At 38.9% G+C, this 16,078-nt stretch carries 5 protein-coding genes; 3 read left to right on the top strand and 2 right to left on the bottom strand.

Annotated elements, in window-relative coordinates; translation table 11 throughout:
• Positions 1–41: 41 nt before the first annotated feature.
• Positions 42–3,296, bottom strand: a complete 3,255-nt coding sequence (locus ABJQ32_00025) for a cyclic nucleotide-binding domain-containing protein (protein ID MEP5287997.1) — start codon at positions 3,294–3,296, stop codon at positions 42–44.
• Positions 3,297–3,401: 105 nt separating this feature from the next.
• Positions 3,402–4,247: an outer membrane beta-barrel protein gene (locus tag ABJQ32_00020; GenBank protein MEP5287996.1), complete on the bottom strand. Its 846-nt coding sequence runs from the start codon at positions 4,245–4,247 to the stop codon at positions 3,402–3,404.
• Between the two features lie 228 nt (positions 4,248–4,475).
• Here ABJQ32_00020 and ABJQ32_00015 point away from each other — a divergent pair, with 228 nt between their 5' ends.
• The 3 genes from ABJQ32_00015 to ABJQ32_00005 form a co-directional block, all read left to right on the top strand.
• The gene (locus ABJQ32_00015; GenBank protein ID MEP5287995.1) at positions 4,476–6,281 is read left to right on the top strand and encodes a PorP/SprF family type IX secretion system membrane protein; all 1,806 of its coding nucleotides are present in this window, start codon (positions 4,476–4,478) and stop codon (positions 6,279–6,281) included.
• Positions 6,281–9,604 carry an FG-GAP-like repeat-containing protein gene (locus ABJQ32_00010; protein MEP5287994.1) on the top strand — a complete coding sequence of 1,108 codons (3,324 nt, stop codon included), beginning with the start codon at positions 6,281–6,283 and terminating at the stop codon, positions 9,602–9,604. Before ABJQ32_00015 ends, ABJQ32_00010 begins: the two co-directional genes overlap by 1 nt.
• A 195-nt stretch (positions 9,605–9,799) precedes the next feature.
• On the top strand, positions 9,800–16,078 hold a 6,279-nt coding region (locus tag ABJQ32_00005; GenBank protein ID MEP5287993.1), incomplete at its 3' end, for a LamG-like jellyroll fold domain-containing protein.

Raw genomic sequence — 16,078 nt, 5'->3', positions numbered from 1 at the left:
TAATTTAATTTTTTATTCTTTCAAAAGTACGTTATCGAATGTCATCCAAATAAAACATCTACAATTTCCACGTCATCCTCATCCATAATTCCATTCATTATATCAACCCAACAATCCAAAATTTCAATATGCCGTGACATTAAATTTAGAAGTTCTTCTTTCCTTAGCATCAATAATGTACACTCATTTCTAGCTAATGCCGTAAATGAAAATGTATCTGTTTCGGTAATATTTTTTTCTCCAAATACTCCGCCTTTCACTCTTTCGGCGACTTTATTGTCTCCCTCGTATATATCAATCGCTCCATCTAAAACAATATACATGGGTTCAGAACCATTATCTCCTTCTCTAATTATTGTTGTTCCTAATTTCATTCTGACTTCCTCCAAAGCCTCAGCCAAATAGGTAATCAACTCACCAGGGATTTTTTTGAAAATCTCAATTTTCTTCAACTCCACCACCCGTTCGATCAGAAGTAATTTTTGGTGATACTCTTCATCTTCGTGTCTGAATACAGGTGGAAGTATGGCTTTATCTAGTTCTTTCTTCGTTACTGGTCTTAGGCGCTTAGTATGTTGGTGATAGGCGTCCTTATTAATATTGTACATAACAAAAGCAGCCGTTTGAAGCAATAAAGGATCAGGATTAAATAAGTTAGCTATTAAATCTGCTGTAACATGGCTACTCAACTGACTGAACCTAAACATTGCCAATGCTTTCGTGTACCTGTTAATTCTATTATAATCTCTATTTATGATTTGTAGAAGAAGATCTTCATATGAATCAAAATCTTCTGGTGGGTAATGATTTTGAAGTTTGAATAACCTTTCATGAATTTTTAATTCATCCAAAACAGGAATGAGTTTAGGCTTTAGCTCTTCTTCAACAAAGATATCCATCATCTCAATCGCAAATGTGATGCTCTCACTTGTACCACTTTGGATATTCTCCTTTGCCAGCAATACACTTTGCGGATCATAAATCATACCCAATAGCATAAAGATATTGTCATAATTCTTGACATCTTCATCGACCATTGCCTCTTTAATTAAAACGTCAATATCGGTCTCATTCGGAATTTCCTGAGTAGACTTAATGTTCCAAGCTATATCTCCTATCTCTCCCTCTACTGCTATTTTAATTCTTGCTGCTTGAAAATCTCTAGCAACAAATCCGGTGTAACTAAGAGAGAGTAAAAGTTGTGAAACAATCTTCCTATCTGGAAAGTCAATTTTCTTCCAAAGCAACTCTGTAGCTCCTCGACCTCCTATTCTACCCAGAACTTGGATAATTCTTATCATGGTTGCATGATACTGACCCGTTTTATAAAACGCAGTGTCTAACGTATGAAATGCTGCTTCACCAGAAGCTTTTAATGCTGACATAGCTACATTCCCGTAAGTCGCCAAGTGCAAATTTTCTATTAGTAGTGGCCATAGCTCGGGGCGCCTAATTTTACCCGCTGAAATCATAGCCGCAGAACGAACACCTGGGTTTATATCTCTTAGTAGTTCTACAATAAATGTAATATGTCGGTCTTCAGAAGCCTTTGCTAGAAGTCTGGCTCCTCTTTTTCTATCTTCCGCTTCTGTAGATCTAACTAGTTCTTTAATAGAAACATCCGTCAGCTTAAAATCAGCAGCCGTCCTTAAATTTTTATATGTCGTGTTGGCAATTTTTAAGACATCCTCGTTTCCTTCTGTCTTAATATCTTTTTCAACTATTTCTATGGCTTCCCAACATAAACGATCACCCAGTTTCTGGTATGCATAGCTTCGTAAGATTGGAGATCTGTGATTTAGAAGGTCCAGAAGAACAAACTCGAACTCAATAGGTTCTAGCTTCTCGAATAGACGAAGCGCATTTAATATTCTTTCCACATCTCTTGATTCGACCTCCTCTTTTAGGATATTAATAGTATTGTTCTCGTTTCTTTTCCCTTCACCTTGTAACCCTGCTTTTTTCTTTTCTAGCGTAGCTTTAAGCGTTTTCTTATATTCCTCAAAAAGTTTTCCTGCCAAATAGATGACTCCAGCAGCTAGTGCAAGAATGAAATAAGAATAATGGATCAACTTGAAGAAAACGAGTAGCCCAAGAGCCATTTGGGTGGCTCCAGCTACGAATACAGCTATTTCATTAACTACTCCTTCAATTCGAGTTTGAATATCAAAACGAATCTTTATATCCAAAGGAAGGAAGAATAGTTTAAAAGCTGGATTCTCCAATGCATCTTTTAGCGATGCAATAAAAAGCTTTCCAACTGCAGTAAGTACGAAGAACATAATAAACTCACTGGTTTTTTCTTCATAACCGAATATATGCCCGACAATAATCGCTCCTAACGTAAACAAGATCAAAATAAGTGGCATAGTCATCAAGGCAACCTTTAACCCAAACTTGCCAATGATATAATCATTGATAAAACTTTGGATAAGGAATGAAACAACAATGACGGTTCCAGAGAAAAACGAAAGGAAGTTTGATAAATCTTTCTCATCAGGATACATGGTCTCAGTAGCACTCAAAAAGGTATAGTCTACAAATACTGCAGCTCCCATTGAAAAAATAAGAAAGACCGAAAGTAACCTTAGATATTTATCTTTCATTAAACTAAAGAAACTCACCTTTTGTACTTCCTCTCCTTTGAGAACTTTCGTTGCTTTGTCCAAATTGAAATTAATGACGAGTAATAAAGTGAATATAAACACACCTAAAGCTGCAAGTGCAGAAACAAATAGCAAATCATAAGTAGCATCAATCACATAACTGGTTAGTAGAGGGATGCTAAAAAAGGCAATCATTGTAGCCATCAATTGGCCTGTATCAATACCTCCTATAATTCTTTTACTCTGTCTAAGATCAAATACTCTACCAAAAACACCCCAAAAACCAAGTAATATGATAGAGGTGACAGGTCCAATCATGACGAAAAGAATAAATGGCAAAAGTTGAAATTGCCCAGATATATCTTCGTTGTAACCTACAAATTCAAAAGCTGCTCGTAATACTCCAATAAAGATTAGGATAACAAATGTTGTTGAGATGACCAATGTGGAAAAATTGATCTTACGTTGAAGAAAAACGAAAATAGCCGTTGAAATAATACCTGCTGCTCCAGCAGAAAAGAATGCCACATCTAACCACTCATCTCCTAAAACTTTTAGAAAAAGTGTTTCAGCACCAATCTGGTAAGTAGCTAGAAGAATACCCATAAAAAAACCCTTACCAAGTAAGAGTAACATTTTCTTTTCTTCTCCTTGCTCCCCGCCTAAAAATTTTAAGAATGCTTTAACCACGGTAGTGAATTTACAGGCTACTCATGTAAGTTAAATATTTACCTGTAATTGTAGGAATAAATCAATAAAAGACGTCATTACAGTAGTGTTTACCTTGATAAAGTACTATTTTTTCTTCTTTTTATTACTTTCCTTATTTGTACTCTTTCCTTTTCGTTTTAACTGGCTACTATAACTAAACAGATATGCAACACCCACAGTGGCTATATTATTATAATACTCTAGATTTTCTCGGTAAAAATCCGCATCACCAGAAGAACCTCGTATAAGATTCGTATCCCTGGAAGTGTTTGTTGCAAGGTTACTATGTACCCAAGTGTATCTGAAATCCAACATTAGTCTACCTCCTGAAGCTAAATCAAACAACATCCCACCTCCAAGAGTCAGGCCGAATTGAAGCCTATTAGGTTCACTTACAAATGCAGTCCTGAAATCACCCGGAGAGGAATTATCAGAATTGAAAGCTAATTTATATTCTACCGGCAAAGCATTTCCATCCTCATCAGACACTGGCGGAAATTCAGCAAACGACTCTAGGTCATGCTCTCCCTTACCACCTAGCCAATAGCTAAGACGTGGACCCCCATTTACGTAATAATGAAACGGCACAGTACCTAAAGTCACTCTCAACATTATTGGTACCGAGATGAAATGGTTTGTCATACTAGCAGTAACCTTATCCCCATCAGTCTCTTTATCTGTCAGCGACTTCCCTACCCTTTCATAGACTATCTCACCATAAACAGCATACATATCTGTTGCCGTATAACTCAGAGCAAATCCAAACTGCATGTTGATATCATTGTCTACATTAAAAGAATCTTTCTCATACGTTTTATCTTGATAGACATGATCAATGTAGCTTACACCGATTTTAGGCCCAAACCAATACTGAGCAAGAGATTCTGATGAAAATGCGATTATGACGCATATTGATAATATAATTCTCATTATCGTTTTAAGGTTCTTTCAATTGTAATAATACAAAATCAATCTTAGTACTATATATCTATCCGTCAATATTTTCTCATATTCACTCTTCCAAAAGTTCAATTATCGATAAAAGGGATTATTCGTCGGATGGATATTTGTTACGGGTGAGTTGAAATATAATAAATTGCCTAATTTAGAGTTTAGATCAAAAATCATCCGTATTTGAAACATTTTAAAAGCTCGAAGATGGTTTACAAAAAAGGGATTTTAAAAGCTTCCCTGTTTGGTTGTCTTTTAATCTCTATCTTTTCCATCCAAGCTCAGCAGCCTCAGGTATATAATCAGTTCTTCATGAACCCCTATATGTACAACCCCGCATATGCGGGTGTAGAAGGACACGCTGCGATATTTCTCATGTATAGAGATCAATGGACAAACATTGAAGGTGCTCCTCAAATTGCCCATGCAAGTTTTCATGTTCCTCTACAGGGCGGTTTAGCAATAGGTGGTGCAGCATTTAATGTCACGCAAAGTATACTTACTACATCAGCTCTCAAAGTTTCAGGATCATATCTTATCAATATTGATCGGACTCATTTCTTACGTTTTGGAATGTCTCTTGGAGCTGGGACAAATTCTGTAAACCTTAATGAGTTGGCTGATGCGGCGGGAGACCCAGCTATAGCTGGCTTTCTAGATCAGTCTGCCTTTTTTCTTGGCGATTTTGGAGTAGCGTATCATTTTGGCCATTTTAATATCGGTGTATCTCTTCCAAACTTATTTAGTTATAATCCAATCACTCAGAAAGAAGTTTCGGATATTGAGTTTTCACCGACAGATAATGCTTTGTTTAAAATGAATTATAGAGGTCACATAAATGATGACCTTGCATTTGAGCCACATCTTATATATCGATTTAGCAATGTAGTCCCGCATCAGGTAGAAGGCACATTAATTGCGCACTTGTATCATATTGTATGGGTCGGAGCATCATATAGGCAAGACGCAGGCATTATCGGTCTTGCCGGCGCAAAAGTCAAAGAGAAGTTTGCTATAGGGTTTGCCTATGAACTTGGCAATCCTGATATTTCTTCAGATTTAGGACCTACGCTTGAAATAAACTTAGGATATCATCTCGGAACCAAGAAAGATCATGCCGAACATGTGTCTTCTTTCATAAAAAGTCATAGGCTTTCAGCGGAAGAAAGAGCAAGAAAAGCTGAACTAGAAAGGCAAAAACAATTAGCTGCTTTACAAGAAAATAGAGCCGCGGAACCAGAGGATGAAGATGCGCTAGCTATTGCTCAGCCAACAGTGTTGGATGATCCTGAACCCGAAGCAGATATACCTACTGAGCGGGCAGATGATTGGGATCACCAAGAGGATCATCAGGAGATTACAAGAGTTAATCAATTTGGAGAAGAAGAGACGGGAATTAGGTTAGAGAAAACAAGTGATACAGGCGATAAAAACGTCGTTATCAGCTGGGTACCTACATCACAAGCTGAGAATTTAGCGGTAGCTGCAGATGGACACCTTGAAAGAACATTACCTGATGGTAATAAAGAAGTAGGGATTAAGTATGAGAAGACAAATGAAGATGGCAGTACAGAGCATGTTGTAAAATGGGATCGAGCTATCAATGATTCTCAAGCAGAAACTATTTCTCAGAATCCAGATTTGACAGAAGAGCATCATGAAGAAATCGCGAAAGGAAACCCTGAGCTAACTCAGGATTTTAGAACTCTAGAGGAACTCGGAACCTCAGATGATCATGTGGTAACAAAAAGAGGAAATCATTTACTAGAACTTCCAATAGGAAATTATGTAATTGCCGGTGCTTTCTCCGTTTTTCAAAATGCTGAAGATTATAGTGATGAATTATTCCAAATGGGATTCCATGATACTATCGTTGGCTACAGTAGTGGAAGAGGATACTATTATGTTGTTATTCATGAGTCAGGTAGTGTTAATCAGGCCAGTTCAAAGAGAAATGAATTCAGGAAAATACCTAAATTATCCAAGGCATGGGTACTTCAAGTGACAGAGTAATGAGAAAATTATTAATCATATCCTTCTTGTTCCCATTGATACTTTGGGCTCAGAAGCCATTTGTAAGTAGCATTTCACCTACACACACCCAAGTAGGAGAAACAATCACTATCACCGGAACTAATTTAGGTGGAAGTGTTTTCTTTGGAGGTGTGCAGGCTACAAGTGTATCAGGTTCAGGAAATACGATGACCGCTGTTGTTCCTCCAGGTGCCACTCATGGTGTTGTTACTGTCATTAACAATGGTCTAGTTGCCCAATCATCGCAACGCTTTTTCATCAGTTTTAATGGTAGTACAATTAATAATTTCGACCCAGAGTTTTTAGTTTCGACAGCTCAGACAGATGCATATGATGTCTGCATATGTGACCTTGATAATGATGGACTAAATGACTTAGCAATGGCTCATTTTGTACAGTCAAGTGACAACTCTGATGATGAAAGTACCATATACAGAAATAATACCACTGGAACAGACTCTTATACCGCAGGTGATTTTGCATTGGTGCAAAGTATAAACACTGTCAATAACAGTACTGGATTCATCGCTGTGACATGTGGAGATTTGAATAATGATGGCATACCGGAGCTAGTATTCAGTTCGAACAGGAATTCTAATCCACAAGATATTTTCATCTATGAAAATAGCGGTCCTGCCATAAATATGACTCTTGCTTCCTCCATAAAACTACCTTCTGGATCTAGTAATCGTCTAGTTAGAAAAGTAAAAATCGCAGATATCGATGGTGATGGCAACTCTGACTTGGTTGTAGGTAATCAAACAGACGGAGTTATCATAGTGTATGCTGGCAATGGAGACTTTACTTTTGACACACCCTCTGAGATCACCGTAACTGGCACTATTAATACAAGCTCACTAGATATTGCAGATTTCAACAACGATGGCCGTACGGATATTGTTTCATTGCCTTTTAGAGAACAGAATGAGGTAATAACAGTTCTTCAGAACAACAGCCAACCAAATAACATTTCATTTGAGCAAGCTGCTGGGATATCAACTTCTGCTAGAAGGGTAAATGTAAAAGCAGCAGACTTTGATAAAGATGGGTTTATTGATATCGTTGCTACAAATCAACAACTACAACGAGTGACTGTTTACAGAAACACAACTACAGGAACTGGAGAAATAATCACTTTTGCCACGGGGGTAGATATTGCCATAGCTGGTGCAGGTCCTTGGGGAGTAGATATTGGAGACATGAATGGAGATGGGAAGCCAGATCTTATTATCGGATCTACAACAACAGTGAATAATCTGTATGTCATTGAAAATAATTCCACCTCTGGATTAATTGTATTCGATACTCCAACAGCTGTAGCAACTACCAATACCAATCAAAACTCGGCTGTAGGAGATTTGAATGGAGATGGAAGACCCGATATAGCGTTTACACATAACATTCAACTTGGTAATCCTGGAAATCTTGGAATTTTTCTAAACAGGAATTGTGTTGAACCTGAAGTCACTCCAAATAGTACTGACTTTTGTTTTGATGATGCATTTAGGGTATATGCTACAAAAACAGCAGGAGCTACTTATTTGTGGGAGATCATTGCTCCTGCTACAGGCTCTATAACTACACCAAACGCCGACAATACGTTAATTACGATAAATGGAGGCTCGCCTGCTTCTACTTCAATACGAGTTACAGTAACTCACGATACAGGAGAAACTTATGAATGCTCACAACAACAAACTGCTACTTACAATTTAATTGGAGGAGTGCAACCAGGACCACCAACGATTACTGGCCCTGCTACTACTGTATGTTTCGGAGATCCGTTCACATTGGACGTGGCTGGAGGACCTTTTGATGAATTCGAATGGACTCTCCCTGATGGATCAACAGTTACTACTTCTCAGATTAATATCACATCCTCCGTGATTACTGATGCTGGAAACTATTCACTGAGAGTAAAATCAACCGGCGGTTGCTTTTCTGAAGAATCTACTGATTTCCTAGTTGAAGTCAGTCAACCTCCCCTATTCGAAATTTTGAATAGTGGATTAGATAATTTTTGTGAAGGAACATCTTTAACGCTATCAATACCAGATTTTACCGGATCATTCACCTATCAATGGCAAAGAGAAGGAACAGATCTAGCCACTGCAGATGAAAATAATGCTTCCGTATCTGTCAATCAGTCTGGTAACTACTCAGTTGAAGTTACTGATGTTAATACCTGTACTACTGAGACAGCAATTTATACTGTAAATGCTATTAGTGAGCCTGTTTCAATTGTCAATGGACCTTCAGAAACATGTGTCGATTTTGAAACAACCTTTCTGGCAGAAAGTACTGGACAGTCTGGATTCACATTAGAATACAGCTGGCAAGTCGATGGTAGTCCAGTATCTCCCACAGATCCCACACAATTGCTTACTACGTTTACAACCACAGGTCCTCATACTGTGACTTTAACAACCTCATACAACCCAGCTGAAGTTGCAAGTTGTAGTAATATTGAAATATTTAATGTAACTGTTTCTGAAGCCCCAACATTAACATTTGATCAATCCGATCTAACTGCTAAATGTCAAGCAGAATCCCTTATCGTTGCTCTCTCGAGTCCAGATGCAGCAAGTATATCAAGCTACACTTGGGCCATTCGAAATGCTAACCCTGCTAATGATACAATCATAAGTACATCATCAGGTACTTCTCTCGAAGTTACTACACCAATAGGTGTAGATACAGTATATGCTATAGTTGAAATTACAACGACTATAGGCTGCCAAGTTAAGGATAGTATTAGAATCAGAAACTTCCCCTCTGACATTGATATTAGCTCTCCTGGCATTGACGCATCAACAGATATAGTGACCCTAGAAGAGGATAATTTTATTTCTTTAATGGCAGATAATGTTTCAGGTGTGACATGGGAACCCTCTGAAATTTTCGATAACCCAACTCAAGTCAGCACCTTGGCATTTCCCAATCAACCAAGTACTACTATCACTCTTACTGGCACTGATAGTAATGGGTGTACCGTTTCTACACAACTCGAATTAATTCTTGATAACCTGAGACCTAAAAAAACATTTTCTCCTAACGGCGATGGAATAAATGATTGTTGGGAAATACTTAATTCATCTCAAGACAATACTCTTGGTTGTAAGATCTATATTTTTGATGCACGTGGGAAAAATATACGAGTTGCAGATGCTCCCTTTGTTGACAATTGTGTCTGGGATGGTAATTCAAGCAGTTCCCCCGTACCAGAAGGAGTTTATTATTTTGTTTTTAAATGTAACGACACTCAAATGAACAAGTCTGGAAGCATCTTACTTGCCCGTTAAACATACAATAATCTTATTTCAACTTTAAAAAGCGTGTGTTTATCTAAAATACTCCTTTAAATAATTATATTTCATATTGATATAGTTCTGCTTTTGATTATAGGTTTAACTTTACCCTGACCCATTTTATCTTTTGGTTTTCAGAGGGTTTATCTAGATTGCTAGAGGGTTACATTACACCTGTAAAGTGTATTTATGTCAGTATCCATATCAACTTATACCATGAATAGCTATTGGAAGTCAGTACTTTTTTCATTTTTCACGTTCATTTCTGTTGCCACCTTTGCTCAATCCGAGAATTGTGGAAATGGTATTGATGATGACGGTGATGGTCTCATTGATTGCTATGACGGAGAATGCTCTGACGATGGAGCTTGTGAAAACTTCTTTTTCGGAAACACAGTAGCCTGTGCAGATGAAATCGATGTAACAACATTTGCAATTCGGGAACAATGGGCGTCTGAAGACGAATCAGCTACCAGCCATGTCACACCAGCTATTGGTGATTTAGATGGCAATGGAATTCCTGAAGTAGTTTCAATAAATAATTATGGTAGTCTTGATCTCTTTGTATTAAACGGAGCTACTGGTGCTACTATAGCGTCAGTTGATATTGGTTTTACACCAGAAAATGCTCCAATAGTGGCTAAGATAGATGGAGACGAATTTGGTGATATCATTGTATCTCAAAATTCAGGTGACGATCTTGCTTTATATAGCATCGATATATCAGTTGATAACGCTGGTATTGCAACTGGCATATTAACACAAGTATGGAGAGAAAGAGCTTCAAGGAACCAATCAGTGGGGCTACCTGGAGTAGCTGACTTTGATGAAGATGGAGATGTAGAGATATACTACCGAAATGAAGTAATGGATGCTCTGACCGGAACTGTGATCGTCGCTGGAAGTTCCGGCGGAAATTGGGATTTGGATTATACACACGGTTCTATTGCAGTAGATATTTTTCCAGTTTCTCCTTCATGCCCTGACTGTGGTGGGTTAGAACTTGTTTCAGGTAATGAAGTATGGTCTATCAACGAAGCTGCAGGGACTAGAACATTGGTTGCTGATATGGACGATGATATCCATTCTGATATCGATCCTAATTTAAATTACTACCCAAAATATTACCCTAGTTGGGATGATCAATGGTCATCAGTTTCAGCAGCTGATTATAACCTAGATGGAAACATAGACATATTAATGTCTGGAGCACTAGGAACATCCTCAGAAACATACAATGGTGAAACAACCATTTTCTTTTGGGATGTAACCAATGGAAATGTTATAACTTATCATGATCCTACGAACAATTTCGTTAGAGGACCTGGACGAATCAACATAGGTGATTTAGATGGCGATGGACAATTAAATGCCAACTTTGTCATGGATCAAAAACTTTATTCCCTCGATGAAAATTTCGGTATCCATTGGATACATCCAATCAAGGAAGGATCTTCAGGTTTTACAGGCTGTTCCCTATTTGATTTTAACGGTGATGGAGCTGTAGAAGTCGTGTACAGAAGTGAAGAGTCATTACTCATTGTTGATGGAGTAGGTAATGGTGACAATACTACATTCGAAAGAAGAGAGGTTGCATGTGTCTCTAGAACACAAGAAGAATACCCAGTAATTGCCGATGTAGACGGAGATGGAAGTAGCGAAATATGTGTGTCTTGTTACTTTAATAATTCCACTCCCTTTGATCCTTATGAAAATACCCAATTCGGTCAAATCCGTGTGTATGAATCAGACGGTGAGGCTTGGATGCCTTCACGGGGTGTATGGAATCAACATGGGTATTACAACGTAAACATTAACGATGACTTGAGTGTACCAACCGAGGTGCAAGACCATTCCGTTATCTTTTCTGCTGCTGGAACTTGTGAATATTCAGACGGAACTGTGATTCCATTTGACAATCGTCCCCTCAATACATTTATAAACCAAGCGCCGATTCTAAATGAAAATGGTTGCGTAGAATTTGCTTCTCCAGATATTGACTTTGTAGGAATCTTGTCAGCCACAGATGCCGATTGTCCGGATGCGGAAATCACTGTTGATTTTGAGATTACCAATATTGGTGATATACCTATATCTGGGAACCTCCCTGTTTCGTATTACTTCAATGATCCTCGTACTACAGCTGGTATCTTGCTGGATACCGAGGTGACTCTGCTTCAAGGTTTTGATGTAAACGAGACTCTTACCATTACCCAAACGATAACAGGTTTAGGTGGGGACTTTGAACTATTTGTAGTGATCAATGACAATGGTGGCACTCCCCCATTAACAGTTCCTCTACCCACGGCAACCATTCCTGAGTGTGAGACTGGGAATAACATTCAAAGTGTACTTGTTGGATTTCAAAGCTTTGATTTGACCGTTGAAAAAATTGCTGATAATCGTAAATGTGATCTCACTAAACCTGATAATGGTAGTGCAAGAGCGTATTACTTTGGACCAACCCCAGGAGCTAATGCAACTTTTTGGATTGAAAATTTCGAGGATAGAGCAGATGGTGCTCAGTCTGATACAGATGAATCTGCTTGGACTACTGATGGGGGTACTGAATCACCCGATTTTTATGGAGCAACAACCTTCAGTGGTTCTAAGATGTTTGGAGCTTCGGGAACGGGGACTTCAAATGATGTTGGAATCGTAACATGGACATCAGAAAATATTGATATATCCACTCACACCAATGTAAATATCTCGATGGATCTCTTCGAAGATGGTGATGCTGAAAGTTCTGGTGAATTTCGAGATTTCACAAGAGTTTCCTACGAAATAATAGATAAGAGTAATGCAATATCAGCTTCTGGCCTATTTTCAAACGGCTTTCAAACTGGAAATTTCACATATGCGCAAGCATTATTGACGAACTTAAATGTTGATGGCTCTGATTCACTCATAACAATCACTGTAGAAATGCATAATACAGCAGGCAGTGAGCATAACTACATTGATAATATATCTATAGACGGAACTGGGCCAGATGTAACAGCTGAGTTTACTGAACCAGACGGGTTTGTATTTGATTGGTATAATGTTGGTGATTATTCCGCTCCTATCTATACCGGAAGTCAGTATTCGCAAATAACTACTGGAACTTATGAAGTAGTTGGTTTCTTTGGAGCGACAGAGTGTTATTCTGATACCGTTGAGATTTCAATAGATCTTGTAACTCCTGTTGTTCATACTTGGGCTTACGAAGTGAGTCCAGAAACAAACTGTAGTGTCCCTGATGGTTCATTGGCTGGATTTGTTTACACTGAGACAACAAACGGCACTTTCCCTGCTGATCCGGGCGCTGGAAACTTTCCTCTAGATTCACTTTACACAGCAGATGGATATGAGTTTACATGGACAATCACATCTGATGCCACCAATACATCCATCGGTACTGGTGATACGATTCAAAATTTAAGTGCTAGTATTTATTCACTTAATGTTATAGAAACTTTGACAGGCTGTCCTAGTTCTGCAAATGCAGAAGTCACAAGTAATATCATTAGACCGAATGCATCAAACATAGATGTTGCTATTACAAATATTCAAACTTGTGGAGGAACTGGTGAAGTATCTGCAAGTATTGGAGGAACAACTACAGGATTCACTTTCTTTTGGTACGATGGTACTGGTGTTAGACCTACTCCTGATTTTACTGGCCCAGTATATACCGTTTCTTCCATCGGAAATTATACCGTCGTAGCACGTGATGATGCATCAGGTTGTGTGTCAGATGATTTTCAAACTGTTTTAGTGGAGGATGATTCGAATGCTCCTGTCCTTACAGCCTCGGAGACTCAACCAAACTCTACCTGTGGTCTAAACCCTACAGGTATTGCAGAAGCTCAAGTAAATGGACTTGTCGGTCAAGCTGGGTTTACTTACGAGTGGTTTGTTGGTGTCAATACCATTCCAGAAAATGAAATACCTTCGGCTTCCTTCCCTAGTGCTGCATTTGGTGCCGGCCAATGGGAAATGACAGGATTGAGGGAAGGTACCTATACCATAATTGTAGAAGAAACAGCTACCTCTTGTACAGATACAACAACCGTTGATATTACTGATAATTTTGTAGAACCGGAATTTGTATTGAATAATGTGATCGATACAGATGATGCTATCAATCTTGAAGGTCAAGGGTATGTAGAACTACCTCAACTTTTCGGTCCAGGGAATGATGTTCAAAACGAATTAACTATATCCTATTGGGCAGATTTTTCTACTACTAATTATGCCAATGACCATCGTACATTTTCTTCTGGGGCTACTGGAGAAGGCCAAGTTCTCTTATGGTCTGATAATCATAATGGACTTGCCTTTGTCGTTAGAACATCTTCTGGAGGACGTGGTAGAATCAATAGCGCATATTCTGCTGCAGGATGGACAAATGTTACTGGAACATGGAATGGCACCACTGGTGAAATGAAAATGTATGCAAATGGGGTACTGATTGGTGAGACCAACCACGTTGGAAGTGGTGTGCTTATTGATGCAGGACCAAACATGTTTTTGGGAAGGGATAATAATCCATCATATGGGAAATTCGAAGGAACAATTGATGAGCTTCGAATCTTTGATATAGCATTAGACGAAACAACAATCAACCAATACCTCTGCCAAGAACTTGTAGGTAATGAACCAGGTTTGGTCGCGTATTACGACTTCAATGATGTTGCAGGACCCGCTGTAGCAAATGGAGCAAATGTTCAGGATGCTAGTGGGAATGGTAATAATGGTACTGCTCGAACCTCAACTGGAACTGTATCAACACTAACAGCAGATATCGAATGCCCTGTTGCTGATGCTATTGCAAATACTTCATGTGACGCTAGTGCACCAAATGGAAGTGTTGATTTAAGTGGGTTTATTACTCCTGCAAGCGGCACGTACACATATAGTCTCTACGATGGTTTTTCTACAGATACATTTATTTCTAGTAACTCAACTGGATTGTTTACTGGCTTAGCTGGTGGATTTTACACATTAACTGCAGAAGATGATGTTACTGATTGTATTACAGCTCCAGTTACAGTTTCTATACCTGATATCCCGGATCTTCCAAACATCTTCACTTCCATAACGAATGATTCTTTTTGTGTTAATGGAAATGGTGAAATAGCAGTAACAAGCTCTTCAAATAATACTGAGCCTGGCTCTTACACTTATGAATTATTTGATGGGCACAGTTTTGCTACTCCGTTATTTGCTCAAACAGTGAACAATGGTGCAACTGGTCTGAACTATACTGGACTTGATGCAGGTAATTACAGAATCCGTATTACCAATGATGATCTGACATGTAACAGCTTCACAGATGTTGTAGTAAATGATATTTCGACGATACCTGCTTTTTCAGCCAGTCGTACAGTAAATGATAATACATCATGTGATGCCTTAAATCCCAATGGATTCTTATCAGTAAGTATTGATGGCGATGCGGTTACAAGCTATAACTTCACATGGTACGATGGTGATGATTCAAGTGATCCAGTACTAGCAGGGCCTACCCTAGGAGATAATGATTTAGCTGACTTAGCTGCTGGCGATTACACAGTAGTGGCTCAACATGCCGTTACTGGTTGTGAGACTATAGAACTTACCTTAACAGTAAACGATGACCTGTATATTCCTAACATTGTCATTGCAGAAGATGCAGCCCAAACAGACTGTGCAACAGGAAATGGTGTTCTTAGCGCTTTTGTAGATAACAATCCTGATTTTGCTCCTGGAACTCAAGACATAACGGGATTCTCTTTTCAATGGCAATTAGACGGAGTTGATTTAGTTGACGGTGTTGCCGCAGCAAATGGATCAGTACCTAGTGGATCACAGACATCAGTAGTCTCAGGGCTTATCGCTGATGAATACACACTTGTTGTTACTCACACAAATACAACTTGTCCAGCTACCGAATCATTTGTTTTATCAGAAAACCAAGTAATTCCAACTATCAGCTTAAATGGCACTCCAACTGATAATACAAGTTGTGACCCAGCGTCTGCTACAGGAGCCGCATCAGTAACTATATCACCGGCTGGCTCATATGATTTTGATTGGTTCTATTCAGATAATACACAAGTTGTTGATGGAGGATCTGTTTCTGGAAGTAATACGGCAACTCTTTCTGGAGTAATCGATGATACGTACAAAGTCGTCGCTACCTCGAACCTGAATTGTTCTTCCGATACACTTACAATCGTAATAGGGGTTGATCTTCCGGTTGTCGCTGTTGCCGAAACAAACAATGTTGATAACACGGTCTGCGTAGCGGATGGCCCAGGTGGAAATCCTGATGCGAATGGTCGTGTAACGCTTACTCCTTCTACTTCCAATCCTGTCTCTACCCCGGCTGGTGGATACAATTACGCGCTTGAAACTGCAGGAGGTACTCCTATCGATAATGCAGGGGCTACCGCTGGTTTTGAAGATGTCGCTTATGCCCTCAATGGAACTAGCACT

Source organism: Marinobacter alexandrii (assembly GCA_039984955.1).
In the GTDB taxonomy this organism is placed as follows: domain Bacteria; phylum Bacteroidota; class Bacteroidia; order Cytophagales; family Cyclobacteriaceae; genus Ekhidna.
Note: the sequence above shows the minus strand (reverse complement) of the source record. Positions and strands in the feature narration are given on the sequence as shown.